This window comes from Streptomyces sp. NPDC053750 (genome assembly GCF_044544295.1).
GTDB lineage: Bacteria > Actinomycetota > Actinomycetes > Streptomycetales > Streptomycetaceae > Streptomyces.
In genome coordinates this window covers 27,269-49,818 of sequence record NZ_JBITXB010000009.1, presented here as the reverse complement: position 1 = coordinate 49,818, position 22,550 = coordinate 27,269, and the positions used below count along the sequence as shown (strand labels likewise).

Below are 22,550 nucleotides of genomic sequence, written 5' to 3'. Positions count from 1 at the left end.
CTCGGAGGACGAGGGAACGATGACCAGAACGCGCACCACCCGGCTGCGGCGTCCGCTGCTCGCCGGTACCACGGCCGTCGCCGCCCTGGCCGTGACGGCCGGCCTCGTGGCCGCCACGTCGGAGCCGGCGAAGGCCGCGACAGGACCCAGGCTCAGCCTCATCGCCGCGACCACCTCGGTCACGCTCACCTCGTGGAAGGAGGAGCCGGGCGTCTACCTGGACCTCGGCACCTACCTCACCGCCGAGGGGACGCCGCTGGAGCTGAAGGTGACCCGGAAGTCCTACAAGGACCCGGTGACCGTCACCCAGACCGTGTACGAGGGCGGCAAGGCCAAGGCCAAGGCCCTGCCCAAGGGCACGGTGAAGGACTTCTCCGGCCTGCCCGGCTTCGCGGTGATCACGGTCACCGACAAGGCGGGCAAGAAGGTCCTCAGCCGTACCGAGGACTTCTGCCCGAACAACGCCAGCGGCCGGGTACGACCCGATGCGCCGGCCACCTCCAAGTATCCGGAGAGCTGCCCCACCAACCCGTTCACCCTCGGCTCGGTGTGGGGCGTCGAGAAGGGCTGGGCCGCCAACACCTACGGGGGTTCCTACACCGAGCCGGTCGAGCTGGCGGCCGGCACGTACACCGCCAAGGTCGAGGTCGCCAAGAAGTACCGCGACCTCTTCGGCATCGCCGGCAAACCGGCCACGGTCAAGGTGACCGTGGAGGAGCGGAGCTACGAGGACGGGCAGGGCGTCACCGACCCGGCGTCCCGGTCCGCACGCCCCGCCGGGGCCGGCGAGCACGCCGGACACGGAACCGCCCACCACGCGCCGACCGCCCACGCGGGCCACGGCCCGGGCCACGCACCGACGCCCGCACAGGCCGCCGCGCCGGTGACCAGCGGTGCGGGACCCTCGTACAACGTGGGCCACGGACCGCTGAAGGCGGCGCCGCCGGCCCTGCCGTGGGCGCTGAAGAAGGAACAGGCCGCGCGCGCGATGCGGGTCGGCGACACGGGTGGCCAGACCGACGGCTCGCGCAAGGCGCCGGCGCTCCAGCCGCTGTCGAAGCGACCGACGGGCACACCCTCCGTCCCCGACGTCCCCAAGCCCGACCTGCGCTCGCTGCCGGCCTACGGCATCGTCGTCAGCGACGGTGAGCAGGACGTTCCGGGCAAGGACTACCTGGCCTTCAGTGCCAACGTGTGGAACGCCGGTCCGGCGCAGCTGGTGGTGGACGGCTTCCGTTCGCCCGGCAAGGCCAAGATGGACGCCTACCAGTACTTCTACGACGCCAAGGGCAAGCAGGTCGGCTACACCCCGACCGGCACCATGGAATGGGACCCGCGCCCGGGCCATGTGCACTGGCACTTCACCGACTTCGCCAGCTACCGGCTGCTGAAGGCGGACAAGAAGGAGGCCGTGCGCAGCGGCAAGGAGGCCTTCTGCCTGGCCAACACCGACGCGATCGACTACACGGTGAAGAACGCCAACTGGCACCCGTTCAACACCGACCTGGCCACCGCCTGCGGCGAGGAGAACTCGATCTCCGTCCGCGAGGTGCTGGACGTCGGCTCCGGTGACACGTACACCCAGGATCTGCCGGGGCAGTCCTTCGACATCACCGACGTGCCCAACGGCACGTACTACATCCAGGTGCTGGCCAACCCGGAGAAGCGGCTGAAGGAGACCAACGTCGACAACAACAGCGCTCTGCGGAAGATCGTGCTCGGCGGCAAGCCGGGCAAGCGGACGGTGACCGTGCCGGCACACGAGCTGGTGAACGCGAACTGACGGTACGTCAAGGGCGAGTCTGACGGGATCAAGGGGCCGGCGACCACGTGCAGTGGCCGCCGGCCCCATGCGTGCGGAAGCCGTCCCACCGCCGAGGCGGCCCGTAGTGCGCAGGCACCAGGACGGGCGACCGGCTGCTCCGGACGCACCAGGGCAGGACGGCGCCGGCGAACGATGCCCGGTGGGGGCGCCGGAGGGAAGTGTGGGAGGCGCGTGAACCTCGCGCATTTCCCTGGCCCGGCGGTGTCTGGAGCGATCAGTGATGAGAAGCACGCCCCTGTCCGAAGCCGGGGTCTCCCCGGTGCCCATCCGCATCGGGAGGCTGGCGATCGGTGCCCTCGGCATCCTGGCACTCGCCCTCGGCACCCTGCAGTCGGTGGTGGAGCCCGCGCTCCCGCTGCTGCAGCGTGAGCTGGGGGTCAGTCCTGCCGAAGGGGCATTGATCGCCAACACGTTGCTCGTCACCGGCGCGGTCGTCACACCCGTCGCAGGCAAACTCGGCGACCGCTACGGCGGGAAACGGGTGCTGGTCCGGCTGATGGCCGTGGTCTCGGCCGGTGGTCTGCTGGCCGCCCTGGCGCCGAACCTGCCGGTGTTGTTGCTCGGTCAGGTGTTGCAGGGCGCGATGGTCGGTGCGCTGCCCCTCTCGTTCATCCTGGTGCGCAAACACCTCTCGACAGCAGAGTCGCAGGTGGCGATCGGGCTGGTCGTCGCCCTGTTCACGGGCGGCGGCATGGTGGGAACGTCGGTTGCCGGGCCGATCGCGGAAGGACTGTCCTGGCGTTGGATGTTCGCGCTGCCGACGCTCGCGGTCGTCGCGGCGACGTCGGTCCTGACGCGGCTGATGCCGCACGATCCGCCGATCCCGTCGGACGACGGCATCGACTGGCCCGGCGCGGTCCTGCTGAGCGGCACGTTGCTCGCGTTCATGCTCGGGCTCGTGACGGTGACGGGGGACGGCGGCCTGCCGCCCCTCGCGGTCGGTGCCCTCGCGGTGGTCGTCGCCGCCCTCGCGACCGGATGGGTCGTCGTGGAGCGCCGGGCAACCTCGCCGATGGTCGATCTGCGCATGCTGGCCAAGCCCGCCATGTGGCATGCCTGCGTGCTCACCTTCGTCATCACCGCCAGTTTCGGAATGGTGGTCTTTCTGCTCCCGCAGCTGTTCGCGTCACCGGCGGACGGCTACGGCTTCGGAGCCGACACCACCGACATCGGACTGCTCCTGCTGCCCGGTGCCATCGCCGGGGCGCTCAGCGACTCGGTCGGCGGGATCGCGGCGCGGCGTTTTGGTCCGCGTGCCGTGGTCGTCGTGGGCGCCGTCGTCACGGCGGCCACGATGATCTCCCTGGCGTCGCTGCACAGCGCGGCATGGCAGCTCGTCCTCGCGAAGGTGCTGACCGCGTTCGCCGCGGGTGTCGGTACCACGGCGTTGCTCGCCGGCACCGCCACCGCCGTCGAGGCCAGGGACACCGGCGTCGCCACCGGCCTGCTCGTGGTGACCCGCGTGATCGGCGTCGCCCTGGGCGTCCAGATCGCGGGCGCGATCCTCGCCGCCGGGGCCGACCCGACGACGGCCCGGCCGACCGAATCGGCCTTCGTCACCGGTTTCGTCGTCGCCGGCCTCGTCGCCGCCTCGTCACTGCTCGTCGTCCGTATCACGAAAAAAGGAGCCCAGGCATGACACCTGACGGTCTGTCGACGGACGTGCGTACTCCCGTGCGGCGCAACGTCCTGATCTCCGGGGCCAGCATCTCCGGACCCGCGCTGGCGTACTGGCTGCACCGGTCGGGATGCGCGGTGACCGTGGTGGAGAAGGCAGCCGCACTGCGCGGCGGCGGCTACCCGATCGACGTCCGCGGTACCGCGACGGAGGTGGTCCGGCGGATGGGCATACTGCCGCACCTGCGGGACGCGCACATCGACTCGCGTCGCTTCACCTTCCTCGACGCCGACGGCAGCGCAGTGGCCTCGCTCACCCCGAGCGCCGTGGCCGGCAGTGCCGAGGGACAGGACCTCGAGGTGCGTCGCGGGGACCTGGCCGCGGCCCTGTACGCGTTGGTTCGCGACGACGTGGAATTCCTGTTCGGCGACTCCATCGACACCCTCGACCAGTCCGGACCAGGGGTCGACGTGACGTTCCGCAGTGGTCGACGGCGGACGTTCGACCTGGTGGTCGGCGCCGACGGGATGCACTCGCGCACCCGGGAGTCCCTGTTCGGCCCCGAGGAGCAGTTCCACCGGTACCTCGGCTACTGCTTCGCCCTGTTCACCATGCCGAACACCTTCGGGCTCTCCCGGGAGCTCGTGATGTGGAACACCCCGGGGAAAGCCGCGGCCCTCTACGCAGTCGGGGACAACGACGAGCTGCACGCCTTCCTCAACTTCCACCAACCGGAACCGCCGTTCGACGCCCTCCGGAACCCCGAAGCCCAGCGGGAGCTGGTCGCCACGGCCTTCGCGGGCGCGGGATGGGAGGTCCCCGGCATGGTCGACGCCATGCGCGACGCGGACGATCTGTTCTTCGACGCGGCCGGTCAGATCCGCATGCCCCACTGGTTCAGCGGCCGCGTCGCGCTCGTCGGCGACGCCGCGTACGCACCCTCGTTCCTCACCGGACAGGGCTCGAGCCTTGCGCTGGTCGGTGCCTACATGCTGGCCCACGCCCTGGCCACGCACCGGGACCACACGGCGGCCTTCGCCGCCTACGAACGCGACATGCGCGGGTTCACAGCCATGAACCAGGCACTGGTCGACCACGGTGCGGCCACGCTCTTCCCCACCACGGAACAGGCCCTGGAGCAACGCAACAGCATGCTGCGCGGCCTCGTCACCCTGCCATCCACCACGGCACGACCGGCCCACTCGGCCCTGACGCTGCCGGAATGCGCGCCGAGGCCGTGAAGGGCCGCCGGGGCCGGACTACGCCGGGCGGTCGGGGCCGCCGTCGGGGGCGGCGTGGGCCAGGCCCGTGCGGTAGGCGATGACGACGAGTTGCGCCCGGTCACGGGCGTCCAGCTTCGTCATGGCACGCTGCACATGGGCGCGGACGGTGAAGGGGCTCAGGAACATCCGCTCGGCGATCTCCTGGTTGGACAGGCCGGTCGCGACCAGGGCCACCATCTCGCGTTCGCGCGGGGTCAGCACGGCGAGCCGTTCGTGCCGGTCGGCCGCGGCGGTGTCCGGTGTGGCCAGGAAGCGGGCGACCAAGGAGCGGGTGGCGGCGGGGGACAGGAGGGTGTCGCCGTCGGCGATCGTACGGACGGCGTCCGCCAGGTCCTCGGCCCCGATGCCTTTGCCGATGAAGCCGCCGGCCCCCGCGCGCAGCGCCTGAGCGACGTACTCGTCGGTCTCGTAGGTGGTGAGGATCAGGACACGGCTGGTACGCAGTTCCGGGTCCGCGCAGATCTCCGAGGTGGCGCTGAGACCGTCCACCTCGGGCATGCGGATGTCCATGATCACCACGTCCGGGCGCAGCTCCCGGGTGAGTCTCACCGCCTCCCTGCCGTCGCCGGCCTCGCCGACCACGGTGATGTCGTCGGCACTGTCGAGCAGCATCCGGAAGGCACCGCGCAGCAGCGCCTGGTCGTCGGCGAGCAACACCCGGAGCGTCACAGTGCGTCCCCGTCCTCTCCGTCGGTCCTCCGCGTCGCCTGCTTGGCGGGCGGGAGGGGCAGCTGGGTGGTGACGAGGAAGCCGCCCTCCGGGCGCCTGCCCGCGGAGAGTTGCCCCCCGACCGCGGTGGCGCGTTCACGCATCCCGATCAGACCGTAACCCGGCGCACGGTCCGCCCCCGCGGACACATGCGGCCCCGCGGGGGCGGACGCCGCCGTACGGGCGCCCCCTCCGTCGTCGGCGACGGTGATGGTCACGCGATCGCGGTGCCAGGCGAGGCGCACCCGGGCGCTGCCGGTGCCGGCGTGCTTGGTCACGTTGGTCAGGGCCTCCTGGACGATGCGGTAGGCGGTGAGGTCCACCCCCGGCGGCAGCGGCCTGGCCGTGCCCTCGTGGTGCACCGACACCTCCAGACCCGCGCGGCGGAAGGACTCGAGGAGCGTGGGAAGCCGGGACAGCCCGGGCGCCGGTTCGGCGGACGCGGGCGCGTCCCCGGACTGCCGGAGCAGACCGACCGTGGCCCGCAGTTCGTCGAGCGCGTGACCGGTGGTCTCGACGAGCTCCGTCAGGCTCGTGCGGGTCTGCTCCGGGCGGGTGTCGAAGAGGTGGGCGGCGACCGTGGCCTGCGCGTTGGCCAGGGTGATCTGATGGGCCACGAGGTCGTGCAGTTCCCGGGCGATGCGCACCCGTTCCTCGGCCACTCGCGTGCGCGCCTCGCGGTCCCGGCTCTCCTCGGCCCGCCGGGCCCGCTCCTCCACGGCCGCCAGGTAGGCCCGTCGGTTCCGTACCGAGTGACCGAGTACGCCGGCCATCAGCGGGAACGCCGCCACCGATCCCATCCGGCTCGCGTCCTGCCAGGAGAGGTCCCCGGACAAGGGGACGGAGGCGACCAGCAGCGCCGCGGAGCCGAGCGACACCACGCCCACCGCGCGCCGTTCGGTGCGCGCGGTGAGCGCACAGGTGTAGGCGGTGATCACGGCGGGGGCCACGACGGGCGGGCTCAGCACCAGGCCCAGGGGCTGCACCAGCACGCCGACCGCGGTCGTGGCCGCCATGGCGGCCAGGGGCGCCCGGTGCCGCACCGGCAGTACGGCACACGACAGCACGGCGATGACGTAGGCGGCGGCGGGCGGCGGGGACAGCGTGTCGTCGACCCGCACCGTCCCGCCGAGCAGACAGAGCGCGAACGCCGTCGCCGTGAGCGCTCCCTCCCGCCACCACGTGCCGCGTGGCCGCGGTCCACCGCCACCCGAGTGCGTCATGGCCGCTCAGTGCCGGCCGACGGGGAGCGGCGGGACCGCCGCGTCCGGCCGGGGCGCCGTCGCATGCCGGCTCAGTGCCTCACCCTCGATGTCCACATTCGGCAGCACACGGTTCAGGATACGGGGCAGCCACCAGGCCCGGTGGCCGAGCAGTGCCAGGACCGCGGGTGCGATCGCCATCCGGACCACGAAGGCGTCGAAGGCGACGGCAAAGGCCAGGCCCACACCCATCGTCTGGATGGTCGGGCTGCTCATCCCGATGAATCCGGCGAACACGCTGGTCATGATGATCGCCGCCGCGGCCACCACACGTCCGCTGTGCCGGAAGCCGTTGACGACCGCCTCACCGGGGGAGGCGCCATGGACGTAGGCCTCCCGCATCCGGGTCAGGAGGAAGACCTCGTAGTCCATGGCGAGGCCGAAGACGATGCCGATGACGAGAATCGGCATCAGCGACATGACCGGTCCGGTCTGCTCGATGCCGAGCAGGTCCGCCGCCCAGCCCCACTGGAAGACGGCGACGAGGACACCGAACGCGGCACCCACCGACAGCAGGAACCCGAGGGCGGCCTTGACCGGGACCAGCACCGAGCGGAAGACCACCAGCAGCAGGAGCACCGCCAGGCCGATGACCACGGTCAGATAGGGGATGAGGGCGTCGGACATGGCTTCGGAGATGTCGATGTTCAGCGCGGTCGTGCCGGTCACCAGGACGACGGCGTCCGTGTCGGCCGCGACGCCGGAGACCGCGCCCCGGAGCGCGTGCACCAGGTCCTTGGTCTCGCCGCTGTTCGGCGCGGTCTGCGGGACGGTGGTGAAGACGGCCGTGTCCTTGTTCCGGCTGAGCACCGGATCACCGACCGACGCCACCCCGTCCACGCTTCGTACGGTCTTGACGACCAGGTCCGTGGTGGCCCGGGGGTCCGCCGACTCCGACGTGTCCACGACCACGGTCAACGGGCCGTTGAAGCCGGGGCCGAAGCCTTCCGACAGCAGGTCGTAGGCACGGCGCTGGGTGGTCTCCACCGGCTTGGACTCGTCGCCGGGCAGCCCGAGTTCGAGACTCAGCGCCGGCAGGGCGACGGCACCGAGACCCAGTACGGCGGTCACCAGCACGGCCACCGGCCGGCGCAGCACGAACCGTGCCCAGCGAGTGCCGAGCCCGGGCCGGCCGGCCGCGGGAGGCAGCGGGAGCGGGCGCCCGCTTCCCGGCCGGGTGGCCTTGCGGACGGCGCGGGACAGCACCCGTCGGCCGAAGAAGCCGAACAGTGCGGGGGCCAGGGTCAGTGCGACGAGTACGGCGAGGAACACCGCGCCCGCGCCGCCCATGCCGATCCTGGTGAGTTCGGGGATTCCCACGACTCCCAGCCCGGCCAGGGCGATGACGACGGTCGCCCCGGCGAAGACGACGGCGGACCCGGCCGTGCCCACCGCCCGGCCTGCGGCCTCCTCCGGCTCGCTGCCCCGGGCGCGCTCGTCGCGGAAGCGGGAGGTGATGAAGAGGGCGTAGTCGATGCCGACCGCGAGCCCCAGCATCAGGGCCAGGACGGCGACGGTCGACGTCAGGCCCAGCGGAACGGCCAGCGCGGAGACCAGGCCGAAGGCGATGGCCACGCCCAGGAAGGCGGTCAGCAGCGACAGGCCGGCCGCGACCAGCGACCCGAGGGTGAGGACCAGCACCACCGCTGCCACCAGCACCCCGATGATCTCCGTCGTACCGCCCGGCGACTCCTCCGATTCCAGGGCCGAGCCGCCTATCTCCACGGTCAGCCCCGCGTCCCGGCCCCGGTCCGCCGCGTCCTGGAGGGCGCTCTTCGTCGCCTCGGTCAGGTCGACGGCGTCCGCGGTGTAGGTGATCGTGGAGTAGGCGATGGTGCCGTCCTCGCTGACGGCGCCGGTCGCATAGGGGTCGGTGGCCGAGGCGATCTGCTCGCCGCCGTCCAGCGAGCCGAGCGTGTCCTCGACGGCTGCCCTGTGCTCGCCGGCCGTCACCCGCTGCCCGTCCGGGGCCCGGAACACCAGGCGGGCCTCGGCACCCTGGGAGTTGCTCCGGGGAAAGCGCTCGTCCAGCAGGTCGAACGCCTGCTGCGACTCGGTGCCGGGCATGGAGAGGTCCTCTTCCTCCCCGGCCGGCGCCACGGCGGCGGCGACCACGGCCAGCACCAGGGCACCCAGCCACACACCACCCACGAGCCGGCGCCGCCGGAAGGCCCACCGTCCGATCCGGTAAAGAAACGTCGCCACCTGTTGATCACTCCAGACACCACTGAGCAGGGAAAGGAAGGGAAGGGCGTGGGATTCACGCGCCTCCCACACTTCCCTCCGGCCCCTGGCCCGGGCATCGTCCCCCGCCGCCGTCTTCTCCTGGTGCACCCGGACCAGCCGGTCACCTGTCCTGGTGCGTACGCACTACGCCCGGCGTCCGACCGGGTGCCGGGGGTGCTGTCCGAGGTTGTGGACGTGCGTGCGTCGCAGGAACGCGGCGAGCGCGATGGCCGACAGGGCGCTGAGCCAGGCCAGGCTGTTGGCCAGGGGCACCAGGGTGAGGTGCTGGGTGAAACCGGCCTGCAGGGCGGTCTGCAGGGATCCGTAGCTGGGCAGCAGCGTGATCAGCGGGCTGTTGGCGGTCGTCGCGGCGACGGGGTTCTGCGGGGCGAGGTCGATGATGCTGGTCATGATGATGGCGACCATGCCCGCGACCTCGCTGGGCAGGAAGAGCGCCAGGAACAGGCCCATCGCGCCGTAGATGAGGGCCGCGGAGAGTACGGCGAAGACGAGCAGGCCGGTCTGGTGCGGTGACCAGTACAGCAGCATCCAGGCCACGGCGTAGGCGCTGACCAGGGCGGCGGTGGCGAGCAGGGAGGTGAGTTCGGCCGCCAGCAGGGCAGAGCGCGGGTATCCGGCCGCCGTCAGGCGCCGGTCGAAGTCGCCGGTGCGACGGGCCGCGCTGAACATCCAGAAACCGACCAGCAGGGAGACGGCGTTGAGGGATCCGCTGATCATGGTGATCGTGTCGCCGTCCGCACGGAGGTGCTCTCCGGTGGCGCGCAGCCGGAACGGGGAGCTCTCGGGGGTGGCGACGGTCTTGGCGATGGTGATCCACAACGGGACGAAGACGGCCAGGAGGGTGAGGGCGAGCCGGTTCTTCGTCAGGGTCAGCAGGCTGTAGGCGGTGGCGGTGCGGTAGGCGTTCATCGCTGCGCTTCCGTGGTCGGTACGGGGTGCAGTCGGCCGTCGCTCAGTCGGTACAGGGTGTCGAGGCGGTGCGTGTCGTAGGCGAGGTGGGAGACGATGACCACGGTGCGGCCGGCTGTCCGGAGTGCGTCGGCGATGTCCCAGAACCGCAGGTAGGTTTCCCAGTCGAAGCCCTGGTAGGGCTCGTCCAGCAGCAGTACCTCCGGGTCGTGCATCAGGGCGAGGACGAGGTTGAGCTTCTGTCGGGTGCCCCCACTGAGCGTCTTGGCCGGCTCGTGGTCGTAGGCGGCCAACCCGAGCGCCTGGAGCAGGTGCTCGGCCCGGTCGAGACGGGACAGCCGGTGGGCGATCTGGAACAGCCGCAGGTGCTGCCGGATGGTCAGCTCCTCGTCCAGCACCGGATGCTGCGGGCAGTACCCCAGGGTGCCGTCGAGGTACACGGCCCCGGCGTCCGCACGCAGATCGCCGCTGAGGATGCGCAGCAACGTGGTCTTGCCGGCACCGTTCTCACCCACGACACCGACGAGCTGTCCGCGGGCCGCCCGCAGGCTCGCGCCGCGCAGAACGGTCCGGGAGCCGTAGCTCTTGGCGACCAGCTCCACCGTCAGGACCATGGCTCCTCCACGGCTGTCAGGTGCTTCACGATACGTCGTCATGTGGCACAGACTGCGCATTTCGGTGGGTGCGGGCGCACTCCCGGGCCCATCGAGATGGCGAGACGGAGCGTCTTGCGCGAGTGGGGTCCGTCGGCTAGGGTGATTGCGAGACGAAACGGTTCGTCTTGTTACCTCGGCTACTCTCCCCGCCTGAGAAAGAAGACACCACTTGCTCCGTACTCCCGAAGCATCGTCGTCCGTCCGTACCGCCGCCGCCTCTCAGCTCACCGTCTCCCACGTCAGCAAGCGCTACGGTCGGCACCTCGTCCTGGACCGCGCCTCCTTCACGGTCCGGCCCGGGGAGAAGGCGGGGATCATCGGGGACAACGGCTCCGGCAAGTCCACCGTGCTACGGCTGCTGGCCGGCACCGTGCAGCCCGACAACGGAGAGGTCGGTGTCGTCGCGCCGGGCGGCGTCGGTCACCTGGCGCAGACCCTCGAGTTGCCGGAGACGGCGTGCGTCGGTGACGCCATCGACCTGTCCCTGGCCGAACTGCGCGCCCTGGAACGGCGGTTGCGGGCGACCGGTGCCGCGCTCCACGGCGCGGATCCGGCCACGTACGACCAGTACGCCGCGCTCGAGGCGGAGTTCGAGGCGCGCGGCGGATACGACGCCGACCGCCGTGTCGACGTCGCCCTGCGCCACCTCGGTGAGCCGTCCGGCCTGGACCGGTCACGGCGGCTCGGCACCCTCTCCGGCGGCCAACGCTCCCGCCTCGCCCTGGCCGCGACGCTCGCCTCCTCGCCCGAGCTGCTGTTGCTCGACGAGCCCACGAACGACCTGGACGACGAGGCCGTGGCCTGGCTGGAGGAGCGACTGCGCGCTCACCGGGGCACACTCGTCGCCGTCACGCACGACCGGGCGTTCCTCGACCGGGTCACCGACACCCTTCTGGAGGTCGACCACGACACCCGGTCCGTGCACCGCTACGGCGACGGCTACGAGGGATACCTGGCCGCCAAGGCCGCCGAACGCGCCCGGCACGAGCGGGAGCACGCCGAGTGGCGCACCGAGTCGGCCCGGCAGTCCCGGCTCGCGGACTCCCACGCAGGACGCCTCGAAGCGATCCCGCGCAAGGGACCGTGGGCGTTCAGCGGCGCGGGCGCCTTCCGGGCCCGCTCGCGGGCCCACGGCGCCATGAGCCGCATCCGCAACGCCCGCGAGAGGCTGCACCGGCTCACCGAGAACCCGGTCTCTGCGCCTCCTCGGCCGTTGCGGTTCTCGGCGGACATCGCGGGATCGGCGGACCGCGCGGTGGAGGTGGGGGACCTGCGCGTACCGGGGCGTCTGGAGCTGGACGCGCTCCACGTCCCCGCGGGCGGCCGCCTGCTGGTGACCGGCCCCAACGGCGCGGGCAAGACCACGCTCCTGCGGGTCCTGGCGGGCGAACTGGACCCGGAGCCGGGCGCCACCGTACGGCGACCCGCGCGGGTCGGGTTCCTGCGTCAGGTGGCGGTCCCGGCCTCCGCCGAGGAGGAGAGCCGCTCACTGCTCACGGCCTTCGGTGAGGACCGCGCCGACGATCTGCTGGCCCTGGGCCTGTTCCGTGAAACCGACCTCGCCCGGCCCTTACGGAACCTCTCCACCGGGCAGCGCCGCCGGCTCGAACTCGCCCGCCTGGTCACCGGCTCGTACGAGCTGCTGCTGCTGGACGAGCCCACGAACCATCTCTCTCCCGCCCTGGTGGAGGACCTCCAGGCCGCCCTCACCTCGTACGAAGGAACGCTCATCGTCGTCACCCACGACCGGCGGCTGCGGTCGGCCCTGCCCGGAGCGGTTCACCAGCTGATCCCGGCCGCCACCGGCAGGTGATCGCTGCCGGTGGCCGGCAGCAGCCACGAGCTCTCCGGGGTCACGCCGCGGACCAGGATCTGGTCGATCCGCGCCACCGGGAACGTCGCCGGCCAGCTGAAACCGAAGCCGTCGCCGGCCGCCTCCTGGACCGAGTGCAGCCGGGAGGTGAGACCGGCGAACGCGCGGTCGTCCGTGGTGCCGTTCATGTCGCCGAGCAGCACCACCCGCTCGTTCTGCTCGGCGGCGACGGCCTCGGCGAGCGCCTGCGCGTTTCTGTCCCGGCTGTCCGTCCAGAAGCCGCTCCTGGGAAACACGCGTACGGATCCCAGGTGGGCCACATACACCGCCAGCGGCCCGTGTTCCGTGGCCACCGTGGTGCGCAGCGCCCGGTTGACGGCCATGCTGACCTCGGCCGGCTTGGCGTCCCCCAGCGGTCCGACGTCCTGCTGGATGTCGACCGGCCGGGTGTCGGACAGGGGCAGCCTGCTCCACAGCCCGACCGTGCCCAGCACCGCGTGGTACGGGTACGCCTCCGCCAGTTCCTGCTCGTACGTGCCCCTGGCGTCCTCGGCCAGCTCCTCCAGAGCCAGCACGTCCGCTCCGGAAGCGGCCAGGTCGCGTGCCGTGCCGGCCGGGTCCGGGTTCTCGGCGCCGACGTTGTGGCTGACCACGGTGAGGTCGCCGCCCGGACGGGACTTGTCGCCGAGCAGCCCGCCGAAGAGGTTCAGCCACACCAGGACCGGCAGCAGCAGCGCGACCACCGCCGAGGCGGAGCGGCGCCACAGCGCTCCGGCCAGCAGCACCGGGACGAACAGCCCGAACCACGGCAGGAAGGTCTCCACCAGACTGCCGAGGCCCCCGCGGTCCGTGATCTGCGTGTGCAGCACCATGAGCAGGCCCAGCGACAGCGCCAGCGCCGCAAGAACAGGGCCACGCTTCCAGGGCCCCGGCCGCAAGGCGTTGCGCAGCGCCGGTCGGACGCCGGTCACTGCTCCATCCTCGGGTCCTGGGTGGGGTCGGCATACATGCGCGGGCAACCGCGAGCAGCCGCGTCGGCGCGCAGTTCGTAGTGCCAGGGTTCGTTCCTGTAGATCTGACACAGCCCGTACTCGGCACCGTGAGCGGACAGCCACGCCGTCGCATCGGACTCCCCGATGTCGACGGCCTCGCCCGCCACGTGGGGAGACGTCGCCGCGGTGGCCACCCACCGGCGGGCCTCGTCCTCGGACCCGTACTCGGACACGGCCTCGCGAAGGAGCTGATCCTGGTACTCCGGGGAACGCCAGCCGCTGTTGACGTGGAACTCGACTCCGTCGCCCGCGGCAGCCGTCGCCGCCCGGCGCAGGGACGCGAGCAGACGTGGATCGAGGTTGGCCACCGCCGGAAGCGCGTGGTCGAAGACCGTCACGCCCTCGGGGACGGCACCGTCGGCCTCGCCGAGCGCACCGGAGGAGTACGAGGACTTCGGCCCCTGGCAGCCGAGAGCAGCGGTGATCACTGCTCCGGCCACGAGGCCCACGGCACGGGGCGTACGCATCCGGCGGGCCGTCGGTCGTGCCGACGGTGGGGTTCGACTCATGCTGCCAGTCAAGGCAGCGCGGTGTTGCCGGCACGTATGCGGTTTTCGATACGCCGGCGATACGGACCCGCTCGTAGCCTGACGACCATGCGTGTACTGATCGTCGAGGACGAGCCCTATCTGGCAGAAGCCATCCGCGACGGCCTACGTCTGGAAGCGATCGCGGCGGACATCGCAGGTGACGGTGACACCGCTCTGGAGCTGCTGGGCATCAACACCTACGACATCGCCGTCCTCGACCGCGACATCCCCGGACCCTCCGGCGACGAGATAGCCCGACGCATCGTCGCCTCGGGCAGCGGCATGCCGATCCTCATGCTCACCGCCGCCGACCGTCTCGACGACAAGGCCTCCGGGTTCGGCCTCGGCGCCGACGACTATCTCACGAAGCCGTTCGAGATGCAGGAGCTCGTACTCAGGCTCAGAGCACTCGACCGCAGGCGTGCGCACACCAGGCCTCCCGTGCGGGAGATGGCAGGTCTGCGGGTGGATCCGTTCCGCCGCGAGGTCTACCGGGACGGCCGCTACGTGGCGCTCACCCGCAAACAGTTCGCGGTGCTCGACGTCCTCGTCGCCGCGGAGGGCGGTGTCGTCAGCGCCGAAGAACTCCTGGAACGGGCGTGGGACGAGAACGCCGACCCCTTCACCAACGCCGTGCGCATCACCGTCTCGGCCCTGCGCAAACGTCTCGGCGAACCCTGGATCATCGTCACCGTCCCCGGCGTCGGCTACCGCATCGACACGGCACCCGGCACCGGACGTGGGGGAGCGGGCCGTGGATAGGCAGCCCGGGCTGAGCGTTCGCCTCAAGCTGGCCCTCAGCTACACCGGATTCCTCATGCTGGCCGGCGCCCTGATGCTGCTGACCGGGTGGTTGTTCCTGACCCGGGTGAACCACGTCGGGCTCGTCTTCAGGCCCGACTACCAGCTCTCCGTCGCGCGTGACTTCGCTCCGATGGCGGCCGTCACACTGTCCTTCCTGCTGGTGTTCGGTCTCGGCGGCGGATGGTTCCTCGCCGGCCGCATGCTCGCCCCGCTGAACCGCATCACACACGCCACCCGCACGGCCGCGAACGGATCGCTCTCCCACCGCATCCGGCTACCGGGCCGCCAGGACGAGTTCCGCGAACTCGCCGACGCCTTCGACACGATGCTCGCGCAGCTCGAAGCGCACGTCGCCGAACAGCAGAGGTTCGCAGCCAACGCCTCCCACGAGCTGCGCACTCCGCTGTCGGTCTCCAAGTCACTGCTCGACGTGGCCCGCGCCGATCCGAACCGCGGCCCCGACCCCCTCATCGACCGCCTCCACACCGTCAACACCCGGGCCATCGACCTCACCGAAGCCCTGCTCCTGCTCAGCCGCGCCGACCGGCGGTCCTTCACCCGGGAACACGTCGACCTGTCCCTCGTGGCGGAGGAAGCCACCGAGACCCTCCTCCCCCTCGCGGCAAGGCACGGCGTCACCCTCGAGACCGACGGCGACATCGCCCCCACGGTCGGATCGCCGGCGCTCCTGCTGCAACTGGCCACGAACCTCGTACAGAACGCGATCGTCCACAACCTGCCCGAACGCGGCACCGTACGGGTCCACACCGGCGTCCGCCCCCACACGGTGGTGCTCACCGTCGAGAACACCGGCGAGCAGCTCACCCCTCAGCTGGTCTCGACCCTCACCGAACCCTTCCGGCGCGCTACCGAACGTGTCCACACCGAACAGGCAGGCGTCGGTCTGGGCCTGACCATCGTCAGATCCATCACCCAGGCACACGACGGAACCCTCACCCTCGCCCCGCGCCCCGACGGCGGTCTCCGCATCACCGTGGAACTCCCCGCGACGTCCCCGGACGCCGCCGGCTGAAGACCTGCGGCCGGGCGGGGATCAGTCCTCCGTGCGGGGACCCGTCGACTCCCGCACCCGCAGTCGCGGCAGCAGCGCCACATGCCGACGCGGGCTGTCCTCCGCCGCTGAGCGGCCCCCCGAAAGACGCGCCAGCAGCAGCTCCGCCGCCATCCGGCCCACCGCCCGCCGTGGTGGGGCCACCGCCGTCAGCGGCACGTCGGCCATCCCCGCCAGTTCGTCCTCGTAGGCCACCACCGCGATGTCCTCGGGGATGCGCAGTCCACGGGCGCGCAGTCGCTGTGCGACGGCGATCGCGTCCTGGTCGTTGTGAACGATCACCGCACGCACCCCCTGCAGCTGCATCAGCTGCGTCAGGTGCTCCACCGCGGTGTCGTACCCCACCGGATCCGCCGCCGGGTGCATCTCGACGGGATCCGGCTGCGCCAGTTCCCGTGCCGCCATGGCCGCCTCGTACCCCTCCCGCACCAGCGGCGCCGTCGGGCTGTCCCGTCGTACCAGCAGCGCGATGCCCGCACGCCCCAGATCCGCCAGATGGTGCACCGCCGCCGCGGCACCGAACACATGGTCCGAGCGCACGCCGTCCAGCTCGGCCAGCCGCCCCCCGGGCGGAATCCGCCGTTCCATCAGCACCGCGGGGACCGGCAGGTCCAGCAGCTGCTGCACCTGGTCCGCCGTGGGCAGACCGCGCTCCCAGCTCGGTTGCAGCAACAGCCCCTGTGCGCCGGCGTCCAGCAGCAGCCCGACCTGAACCGGGTCCTCGGCCGGCAGATAGTTGGAGATGCCGAGGACCAGCCGCCCGCCGCAGGCGGTGACCGCCTCGCGTGCGCCGTGCGCCAGCTCGGCGAAGTAGTGCTCCATGCTCGGCACCACCATGCCGAGCACCGTCCCGCCCTCGGACGCCGGTTTCGCGGCGGGTGGGGCCGCGGGGGCCACGTCGGCCGGCCCGCCGGGCCAGGTCACCGTGCCGTGCGCCCGCAGCAGCCGGCCCTGTCCGGCGAGCGCCTCGACGTCGCGGCGCACCGTCACCGCGGATACGCCCAGTTCCTCGGCCAGCTCCGTCATGCGCAGGCTCCCCCGTGCGCGGACGAGCTCCAGTACGCGCGTGTGGCGCTGGTTCACATGGAGTCGCATCCGTCCTCCCGCCTCCCGACCTTCCCGGTGCAGCCGCTCACCTCACCCTATCCCATCTGATCGTTTCGATCGTTGCGAGCATCTGGTTCGAACTGAACGAATCGTGCTAGAAACCAGTCACCTCGCAGCACCGTCTCAACGGCTCGGAGGCAACATGCCAACCCCCTTCTCCCGTCGCGGACTTCTGCTGGCCTCCGGCGGCGCCGCACTCTCCCTCGGTCTGACCGGCGTCCCCGCCGCTGCCGCCACGGACGCGGACACCGCCGACGCCTACGAGTTCGAGACCCTCCGCGCGACATGGCGGACCCTCCTCCTCGGCGCGGGCTTCAGCCCCACCGCCGAGCCGTTCAGAACCAAGCTCACCGCCATGGGCACCACCGCCGCCGGATACGCGGCGCAGATGGACCCGGCCGACGGTTCGCTGTGGCCCGGCGTGGTCTGGACCGACCCCGAACCGGACACGGACAGCGCGTCGTACGCCTACTCCGCGGCGATCCAGACCAGCTACCAGCGGCTCTACGCGATGGCCGAGGCCTGGTCCCAGCCCGGCACCGGCGTCACCGGTGACCCGGCCCTCGCGGACGCGGTGGTCACGGGCCTGGACCACATGTACGCCCAGGTCTACAACGAGCACCACAAGCGCTACGGCAACTGGTACAACTGGCAGATCGGCGGCCCCCAGGGCCTGCTGGACACGGCCGTGCTGATGTACGACAGGTTCTCCGCCGAGCAGATCGCCGGCTACTGCCGGGCCGTGGACGCGTTCGTCCCGGACTCGGCCGTCGCGCATTACACCGGCACCTCCACCGGCGCCAACCGCATCGACCTCTGCCGCGTCCTCGCCGTCCGCGGCATCCTGGGGAAGAGGGCGGAGAAGATCGCCCTGGCGTCGACCGCCATCACGCCCGTCTTCCCGTACGTCACCTCCGGAGACGGCCTGTACGCCGACGGCTCGATCATCCAGCACACCTACGTGCCCTACACGGGCTCCTACGGCGCCGTGCTGCTCGACGGCCTGAGCAAGCTCCTGGCCCTGCTCAGCGGCTCCACCTGGGAGGTCACGGATCCGGGCAAGCAGGTCGTCCTCGACGCGGTCGAAGCCGCGTACGCCCCCTTCCTCCACAACGGCCTGTGCATGGACGGCGTCTCCGGCCGCGCGATCGCCCGCGGTCTGGCGCCCGGCGACGCCAGGGGCCAGAACGACGACCAGCTGCGCGGCCACGCCGTCATGGCGTCCGTCGTCGCGCTCGGGCAGGGCGCGAGCGCCGCCGAGAACGCCCGCTGGCGCGCCCTGGTCAAGGGCTGGATCCAGCGGGCGTACTACCGCTCACCGGTCGGCGACCAGCAGCTGTCCGTCGCCAAACTCGCCCTGCTGCAGGGCGTGCTGGACGACACCGAGGTGACCGCCGCCGAGCACCCGGCCGGCAGCCTGGTCTTCCCCGCCATGGACCGTGCGGCGCACCGCCGATCCGACTGGGTGGCATCGCTGTCGATGGCCTCCCGGCGCATCACGTACTACGAGAACGGCAACGGCGAGAACCTCCGCGGCTGGCACACCGGCTCCGGAATGCTCTACTGGTGGGGCGACGACTACGCCAACGACCAGTACTCGGACCGCTTCTGGCCCACGGTCGACCCCTACCGGCTGCCCGGCACCACCGCCTCCGCGAAGAAGCTGGCGGACGGAGAGGGCGGCATCTGGGGGGCCGCGCGGCCCGACGTCGACTTCGTCGGCGGGACGGGCGACGGCACGTACACGGTCCTCGGCCAGCAGCTCAAGGGCCTGTCCTCGACGATGGAGGCGTACAAGTCCTGGTTCTTCCTGGACGACGCGGTCGTCTGCCTGGGCTCCGGCATCACCGCCACCGACGGCACGGCGATCGAGACGATCGTGGAGAACCGGCACCTGGGGGCGGCCGGTGAGAACGAGCTCACCGTCGACGGTTCCGCCAAGCCGGCCGGCTTCCCCTGGTCCGCCACCCTCACCGGCGCCCGGTGGGCACACATCGCCGGGCACGGCGGCTACGTCTTCCCCGGCGGCGCCACGCTGAACGCGCTGCGCGAGGAGCGCATCGGCGCCTGGCACGACATCAACAGCGCCTCGGGTTCCACCGCCTCCTTCACCAGCCGCTACGTGACGCTGTGGTTCGACCACGGCACCGCTCCGGTCGACGAGGACTACGCCTACGTCCTGTTGCCCGGCGCGACCGCCCGCCGCACGGCACAGCGCTCCGCGGCGCTGGGGGGATGGCTGAGGAACATCACCCACACCAAGCAGGTCCACGGCGTCCGCGTGCCGGTGCTCGGCCTCACCGGCGCCAACTTCTTCGCCGCCGGCAGCTTCGGGCGGCTCACCGCCGACGCACCGGCCTCCGTTCTGGTCCGTGAGCGCCGTGACGGTACCGCCGTCATCTGCGTCAGCGACCCGACGCGCCGGCAGAAGAAGCTCTCCCTCACCTGGAACCGTCCGGTCGCCTCCGTCCTCTCCCGGCCCGCCACGGTGACCTCCGCCGTCACCGGCTCCTCCCTGCGGCTCACCTTCGGCGACCTGACCGGCACGGACGGCGTCACCCAGAAGATCACCGTCCGGCTGCGCTGACCGGCACAAGCCCGCCCTTCTCAGCCCCGTCCTCGGGCGTGCTGGAAGCGTGCCAGCCCGTCGGCGAGGTCGATCAGCGGTCGGGGGTAGTCGAGGCGGGCGCGTGCGTCCTCGGGGAGTCGCCAGGGCTCGTGCACGTGTCGGCTGTCGACGTCCCGCAGCTCGGGTACCCAGCGGCGTACGTAGGTTCCGTGCGGATCGTGGCGCTTGGCCTGGGCCACCGGGTTGAGGACGCGGTGGGGGCGGGTGTCGGTGCCGGTTCCGGCGACCCACTGCCAGTTGAGCTGGTTGTTGACGATGTCGCCGTCCACGAGGAGGTCCAGGAAGTGCCGGGCGCCGATCCGCCAGTCCACGTAGAGCGTCTTGGTCAGGAAGCTCGCCACCAGCAGGCGTGCACGGTTGTGCATCCAGCCCTCGTGGCGCAGTTGGCGCATGGCCGCGTCGATGACGGGGTAGCCGGTACGGCCTTCCCGCCACGCGGTGATGTCCTCGGCGGCCTCCTCCTCGGTCCGCCACCGGTCGTGCCGTGTCCGGTAGTCCTGGACGGAGGCCTCGGGCCGCGCTGCCAGCACCTGGTGGTGGAAGTCGCGCCAGCACAGCTGGCGTACGAACGCCTCTGCCCCGCGGCCGCCTCTGTCGCGGGCCCGTACCACCAGGTCCACCGGAGAGAGGGCTCCGAAGTGCAGGTAGGGCGAGAGCCGGGACGTCGCGTCGCCCGCCAGGTCGTCGTGCCGTTCCTCGTAGACCGGCAGGTCCGTGCGGGCCCAGCGGGTGAACCGGTCGCGTCCGCGGCTCTCTCCGCCCTCGGGCAGCCCCGGCGAGGTGCCGCGCACCTTGCTGCGGCGCGGCAGCGGCTCGCCGCGCACGGCGTCGGGAACGCGCACGGCGCGGGGAGCGGGGCACACGTCCCGCAGCCGTTCCTTCGACCAGCGGCGGAAGTAAGGGGTGAACACGGCGTAGTGGTCGCCGCCGGACGGTGTCACGGTGCCGGGAGCGACGGCGGTGGTCACCGCGTCGTGTACGTGCAGGGCCACCCCGCATGCGTCGAGGGCTGCGCGCAGCAGCTCCTCCCGGCGCTGGGCCCAGCGGGTGACACCCGCGGCCATGTGCACCTGGGCGGCCCCGCACTCGGCGGCGACCGCCCGGGTCTGCCGCGCCACCGGTCCGGTGCGCACGACGAGCCGCCCGCCGCGCTCGCGCAGCGAAGTGTCGAGGTCGGCCAGGCAGTCGGCGAGGAAGGCCATCCGGTTCGGTGCGTCGAAGCCGGCCGCGTGCACGACGGGATCACGGACGAAGAGCGGCACCACCTCGTCGGCCGACGCGAGCGCGGCGCGCAGCGGTGGATGGTCGTGCAGACGCAGATCCGAGGTGAACAGGACGACTGCAACGGTCATGGTGGCTCTCCTGACAGGGGCGCGCCGGGGAACGGCCCGCTACCGATGCCGACTGTTCAGGCCCTTCGCGGCCCGGGTGATGTTGCGGGCCATACCGCCGAACACGACGGCGTGAAAGGGGGAGACGGCCCACCAGTAGGCGTGGCCGAGCAGACCCCGTGGGTGGAACAGGGCACGCTGCCGGTAGCGGGTACGGCCCTCGTCGTCCGTCTCGGCGGACATCTCCAGCCACGCGAGACCGGGCAACCGCATCTCGGCACGCAACCGCAGCAGACGACCCGGCTCGATCTCCTCGACGCGCCAGAAGTCCAGCGAGTCACCGGCCCGCAGCCGATGGGCGTCGCGTCGCCCGCGGCGCAGGCCGACGCCGCCGACGAAGCGGTCCAGCCAGCCCCGCACGGCCCAGGCCAGGGGAAAGGAGTACCAGCCGTTGTCGCCGCCGATGCCCTCGATCACCTGCCACAACGACGAACGGGACGCGTCGACCGTGCGCCGGCGCTCGTCCTGGTAGAGGCTGCCGCCGGCCCAGTCCGGATCGGTGGGCAGGGGGTCGCTGGGAGCCCCGGGCACGGCGGCGGACGACCAGCGAGTGGCGACCTGCGCCTCCCGCACCCGCCGCAGGGCCAGGGACAGCGCCTCGGTGAAGGGCAGCGGCGTTCCCGGAGGGTCGGGAACGTACCGAGCGACGTCGTGCTCGTGGCACACCACTTCGTGGCGCAGTGATTCCGTCAGCGGCCGGGCGAGCGAGGCGGGTACCGGGGTGACGAGCCCGACCCAGTGGCTGGACAGGCGCGGGGTGAGGACCGGTACGGGCAGGATCATCCGGTGGCGAAGCCCGGCGACGGCGGCGTACCGGTCCATCATCTCCCGGTAGGTCAGGACGTCCGGTCCGCCGATGTCGAAGGTCCGGTTCACGTCGTCCGGCATGGTGGCCGATCCGACGAGATACCGCAGTACATCCCGTACCCCGATGGGTTGCGTGCGGGTGTGCACCCAGGTGGGGGTGACCATGACGGGCAGCCGCTCGGTCAGGTAGCGCAGCATCTCGAACGATGCCGATCCCGATCCGATGACGACCGCGGCCCGCAGCACGGTGGCGGGGACCGGGGAGTCGAGGAAGACGCGTCCCACCTCCGCCCGGGACCGCAGGTGCGGCGAGAGCGACTCGTGAGGCACGTTCCGGGGGGTGAGCCCGCCCAGGTAGACGATCCGCCGTACTCCTGCGGCGTGCGCCTGCGCGGCGAAGATCCGGGCCGCCCGGCGGTCGGTGTCCTCGAAACCGGAACCGGTGCCGAGGGCGTGCACCAGGTAGTACGCGACGTCGATCCCGTGCAGGGCGGCGGCGACCGATTCGGTGTCCGTGACGTCTCCGCGGACCGTTTCGGCATCGGCTGCCCAGGGATGGTCGCGGAGCTTGCCGGGAGAGCGGGCCAGACACCGGACCCGGTGACCGGCCTCCAGCAGTTCCGGGACCAGACGGCCGCCGATGTAGCCGGACGCCCCGGTCACCAGACAGTGCCGGTGCTCCGGCTCGGGCTGTCCGTCCGTGCCCATGATCGCTCCCTTCGAGCCTTCGTTCCGATACCGTCCCTTCCCGCGATCATGGCCGCAACAGCCCGACCACGCCCGCGCCGGCGTGAGAGCCGTCGGCGAGACGTGTGCCCGCCTCCGCCGAACAGGTGA

The 22,550-nt window shown here is 71.7% G+C and carries 17 protein-coding genes; 7 read left to right on the top strand and 10 right to left on the bottom strand.

From position 1 onward, the window contains the following. The first annotated feature begins 19 nt into the window (after window positions 1-19). From ACIGO6_RS24740 to ACIGO6_RS24730, 3 genes are all read left to right on the top strand, one after another. Window positions 20-1,783, top strand: coding sequence for a lysyl oxidase family protein (locus ACIGO6_RS24740; protein WP_399879587.1), 1,764 nt, complete (start codon window positions 20-22; stop codon window positions 1,781-1,783). 262 nt (window positions 1,784-2,045) lie between these two features. Beyond that, complete coding sequence (locus ACIGO6_RS24735) at window positions 2,046-3,464, top strand: MFS transporter (RefSeq protein ID WP_399879585.1); 1,419 nt, start codon at window positions 2,046-2,048, stop codon at window positions 3,462-3,464. Beyond that, window positions 3,461-4,684 (top strand): FAD-dependent monooxygenase, encoded by a 1,224-nt coding sequence (locus ACIGO6_RS24730; RefSeq protein WP_399879583.1) that lies wholly within the window; start codon window positions 3,461-3,463, stop codon window positions 4,682-4,684. Before ACIGO6_RS24735 ends, ACIGO6_RS24730 begins: the two co-directional genes overlap by 4 nt. An 18-nt stretch (window positions 4,685-4,702) precedes the next feature. On the opposite strand, the gene ACIGO6_RS24725 is transcribed toward ACIGO6_RS24730, so the two are convergent. The 5 genes from ACIGO6_RS24725 to ACIGO6_RS24705 form a co-directional block, all read right to left on the bottom strand. Continuing rightward, window positions 4,703-5,395: a response regulator gene (locus ACIGO6_RS24725; protein ID WP_399879582.1), complete on the bottom strand. Its 693-nt coding sequence runs from the start codon at window positions 5,393-5,395 to the stop codon at window positions 4,703-4,705. Then, window positions 5,392-6,657, bottom strand: coding sequence for a sensor histidine kinase (locus ACIGO6_RS24720; protein ID WP_399879580.1), 1,266 nt, complete (start codon window positions 6,655-6,657; stop codon window positions 5,392-5,394). Before ACIGO6_RS24720 ends, ACIGO6_RS24725 begins: the two co-directional genes overlap by 4 nt. A 6-nt stretch (window positions 6,658-6,663) precedes the next feature. Further along, window positions 6,664-8,901: an MMPL family transporter gene (locus tag ACIGO6_RS24715; RefSeq protein WP_399879578.1), complete on the bottom strand. Its 2,238-nt coding sequence runs from the start codon at window positions 8,899-8,901 to the stop codon at window positions 6,664-6,666. Window positions 8,902-9,066: 165 nt separating this feature from the next. Beyond that, window positions 9,067-9,852, bottom strand: coding sequence for a hypothetical protein (locus ACIGO6_RS24710; RefSeq protein WP_399879576.1), 786 nt, complete (start codon window positions 9,850-9,852; stop codon window positions 9,067-9,069). Continuing rightward, window positions 9,849-10,508, bottom strand: a complete 660-nt coding sequence (locus ACIGO6_RS24705) for an ABC transporter ATP-binding protein (protein WP_399879574.1) — start codon at window positions 10,506-10,508, stop codon at window positions 9,849-9,851. The genes ACIGO6_RS24710 and ACIGO6_RS24705 overlap by 4 nt, the downstream gene beginning before the upstream one ends. Window positions 10,509-10,677: 169 nt before the next feature. On the opposite strand from ACIGO6_RS24705, the gene abc-f reads away from it, so the two are divergent. After that, window positions 10,678-12,321 carry a ribosomal protection-like ABC-F family protein gene (gene abc-f / locus ACIGO6_RS24700; RefSeq protein ID WP_399879572.1) on the top strand — a complete coding sequence of 548 codons (1,644 nt, stop codon included), beginning with the start codon at window positions 10,678-10,680 and terminating at the stop codon, window positions 12,319-12,321. Here the strand turns inward: abc-f and ACIGO6_RS24695 are convergent. After that, window positions 12,288-13,271: an endonuclease/exonuclease/phosphatase family protein gene (locus tag ACIGO6_RS24695; protein WP_399880069.1), complete on the bottom strand. Its 984-nt coding sequence runs from the start codon at window positions 13,269-13,271 to the stop codon at window positions 12,288-12,290. The two genes, abc-f and ACIGO6_RS24695, sit on opposite strands and share 34 nt — an antisense overlap. 17 nt (window positions 13,272-13,288) lie before the next feature. After that, window positions 13,289-13,882: a M15 family metallopeptidase gene (locus ACIGO6_RS24690; protein ID WP_399879570.1), complete on the bottom strand. Its 594-nt coding sequence runs from the start codon at window positions 13,880-13,882 to the stop codon at window positions 13,289-13,291. 87 nt (window positions 13,883-13,969) lie between these two features. Here ACIGO6_RS24690 and ACIGO6_RS24685 point away from each other — a divergent pair, with 87 nt between their 5' ends. Both ACIGO6_RS24685 and ACIGO6_RS24680 read left to right on the top strand, forming a co-directional pair. Further along, window positions 13,970-14,665 carry a response regulator transcription factor gene (locus ACIGO6_RS24685; protein WP_399879568.1) on the top strand — a complete coding sequence of 232 codons (696 nt, stop codon included), beginning with the start codon at window positions 13,970-13,972 and terminating at the stop codon, window positions 14,663-14,665. Window positions 14,666-14,675: 10 nt separating this feature from the next. Then, the gene (locus ACIGO6_RS24680; RefSeq protein ID WP_399880066.1) at window positions 14,676-15,740 is read left to right on the top strand and encodes a sensor histidine kinase; all 1,065 of its coding nucleotides are present in this window, start codon (window positions 14,676-14,678) and stop codon (window positions 15,738-15,740) included. 21 nt (window positions 15,741-15,761) lie between these two features. Here the strand turns inward: ACIGO6_RS24680 and ACIGO6_RS24675 are convergent, their stop codons facing one another. Continuing rightward, window positions 15,762-16,874 (bottom strand): substrate-binding domain-containing protein, encoded by a 1,113-nt coding sequence (locus ACIGO6_RS24675; RefSeq protein ID WP_399879566.1) that lies wholly within the window; start codon window positions 16,872-16,874, stop codon window positions 15,762-15,764. Between the two features lie 154 nt (window positions 16,875-17,028). Here ACIGO6_RS24675 and ACIGO6_RS24670 point away from each other — a divergent pair, with 154 nt between their 5' ends. Continuing rightward, window positions 17,029-19,473: a polysaccharide lyase 8 family protein gene (locus ACIGO6_RS24670; RefSeq protein WP_399879564.1), complete on the top strand. Its 2,445-nt coding sequence runs from the start codon at window positions 17,029-17,031 to the stop codon at window positions 19,471-19,473. A gap of 20 nt (window positions 19,474-19,493) precedes the next feature. On the opposite strand, the gene ACIGO6_RS24665 is transcribed toward ACIGO6_RS24670, so the two are convergent. Both ACIGO6_RS24665 and ACIGO6_RS24660 read right to left on the bottom strand, forming a co-directional pair. After that, complete coding sequence (locus ACIGO6_RS24665) at window positions 19,494-20,867, bottom strand: cryptochrome/photolyase family protein (protein WP_399879562.1); 1,374 nt, start codon at window positions 20,865-20,867, stop codon at window positions 19,494-19,496. Between the two features lie 39 nt (window positions 20,868-20,906). After that, on the bottom strand, window positions 20,907-22,421 hold the full coding sequence (locus ACIGO6_RS24660; RefSeq protein WP_399879561.1) for an SDR family oxidoreductase: 1,515 nt from the start codon (window positions 22,419-22,421) through the stop codon (window positions 20,907-20,909). Between the last annotated feature and the right edge of the window lie 129 nt (window positions 22,422-22,550).

Bases quoted from the DNA above. Each gene is read 5' to 3' on its own strand.
- ACIGO6_RS24740 (WP_399879587.1), top strand. From the start codon at position 20: ATGACCAGAACGCGCACCACCCGGCTGCGGCGTCCGCTGCTCGCCGGT.
- ACIGO6_RS24735 (WP_399879585.1), top strand. From the start codon at position 2,046: ATGAGAAGCACGCCCCTGTCCGAAGCCGGGGTCTCCCCGGTGCCCATC.
- ACIGO6_RS24730 (WP_399879583.1), top strand. From the start codon at position 3,461: ATGACACCTGACGGTCTGTCGACGGACGTGCGTACTCCCGTGCGGCGC.
- ACIGO6_RS24720 (WP_399879580.1), bottom strand. From the start codon at position 6,657: ATGACGCACTCGGGTGGCGGTGGACCGCGGCCACGCGGCACGTGGTGG.
- ACIGO6_RS24710 (WP_399879576.1), bottom strand. From the start codon at position 9,852: ATGAACGCCTACCGCACCGCCACCGCCTACAGCCTGCTGACCCTGACG.
- ACIGO6_RS24705 (WP_399879574.1), bottom strand. From the start codon at position 10,508: ATGACGACGTATCGTGAAGCACCTGACAGCCGTGGAGGAGCCATGGTC.
- ACIGO6_RS24690 (WP_399879570.1), bottom strand. From the start codon at position 13,882: ATGAGTCGAACCCCACCGTCGGCACGACCGACGGCCCGCCGGATGCGT.
- ACIGO6_RS24685 (WP_399879568.1), top strand. From the start codon at position 13,970: ATGCGTGTACTGATCGTCGAGGACGAGCCCTATCTGGCAGAAGCCATC.
- ACIGO6_RS24675 (WP_399879566.1), bottom strand. From the start codon at position 16,874: ATGCGACTCCATGTGAACCAGCGCCACACGCGCGTACTGGAGCTCGTC.
- ACIGO6_RS24670 (WP_399879564.1), top strand. From the start codon at position 17,029: ATGCCAACCCCCTTCTCCCGTCGCGGACTTCTGCTGGCCTCCGGCGGC.
- ACIGO6_RS24665 (WP_399879562.1), bottom strand. From the start codon at position 20,867: ATGACCGTTGCAGTCGTCCTGTTCACCTCGGATCTGCGTCTGCACGAC.
- ACIGO6_RS24660 (WP_399879561.1), bottom strand. From the start codon at position 22,421: ATGGGCACGGACGGACAGCCCGAGCCGGAGCACCGGCACTGTCTGGTG.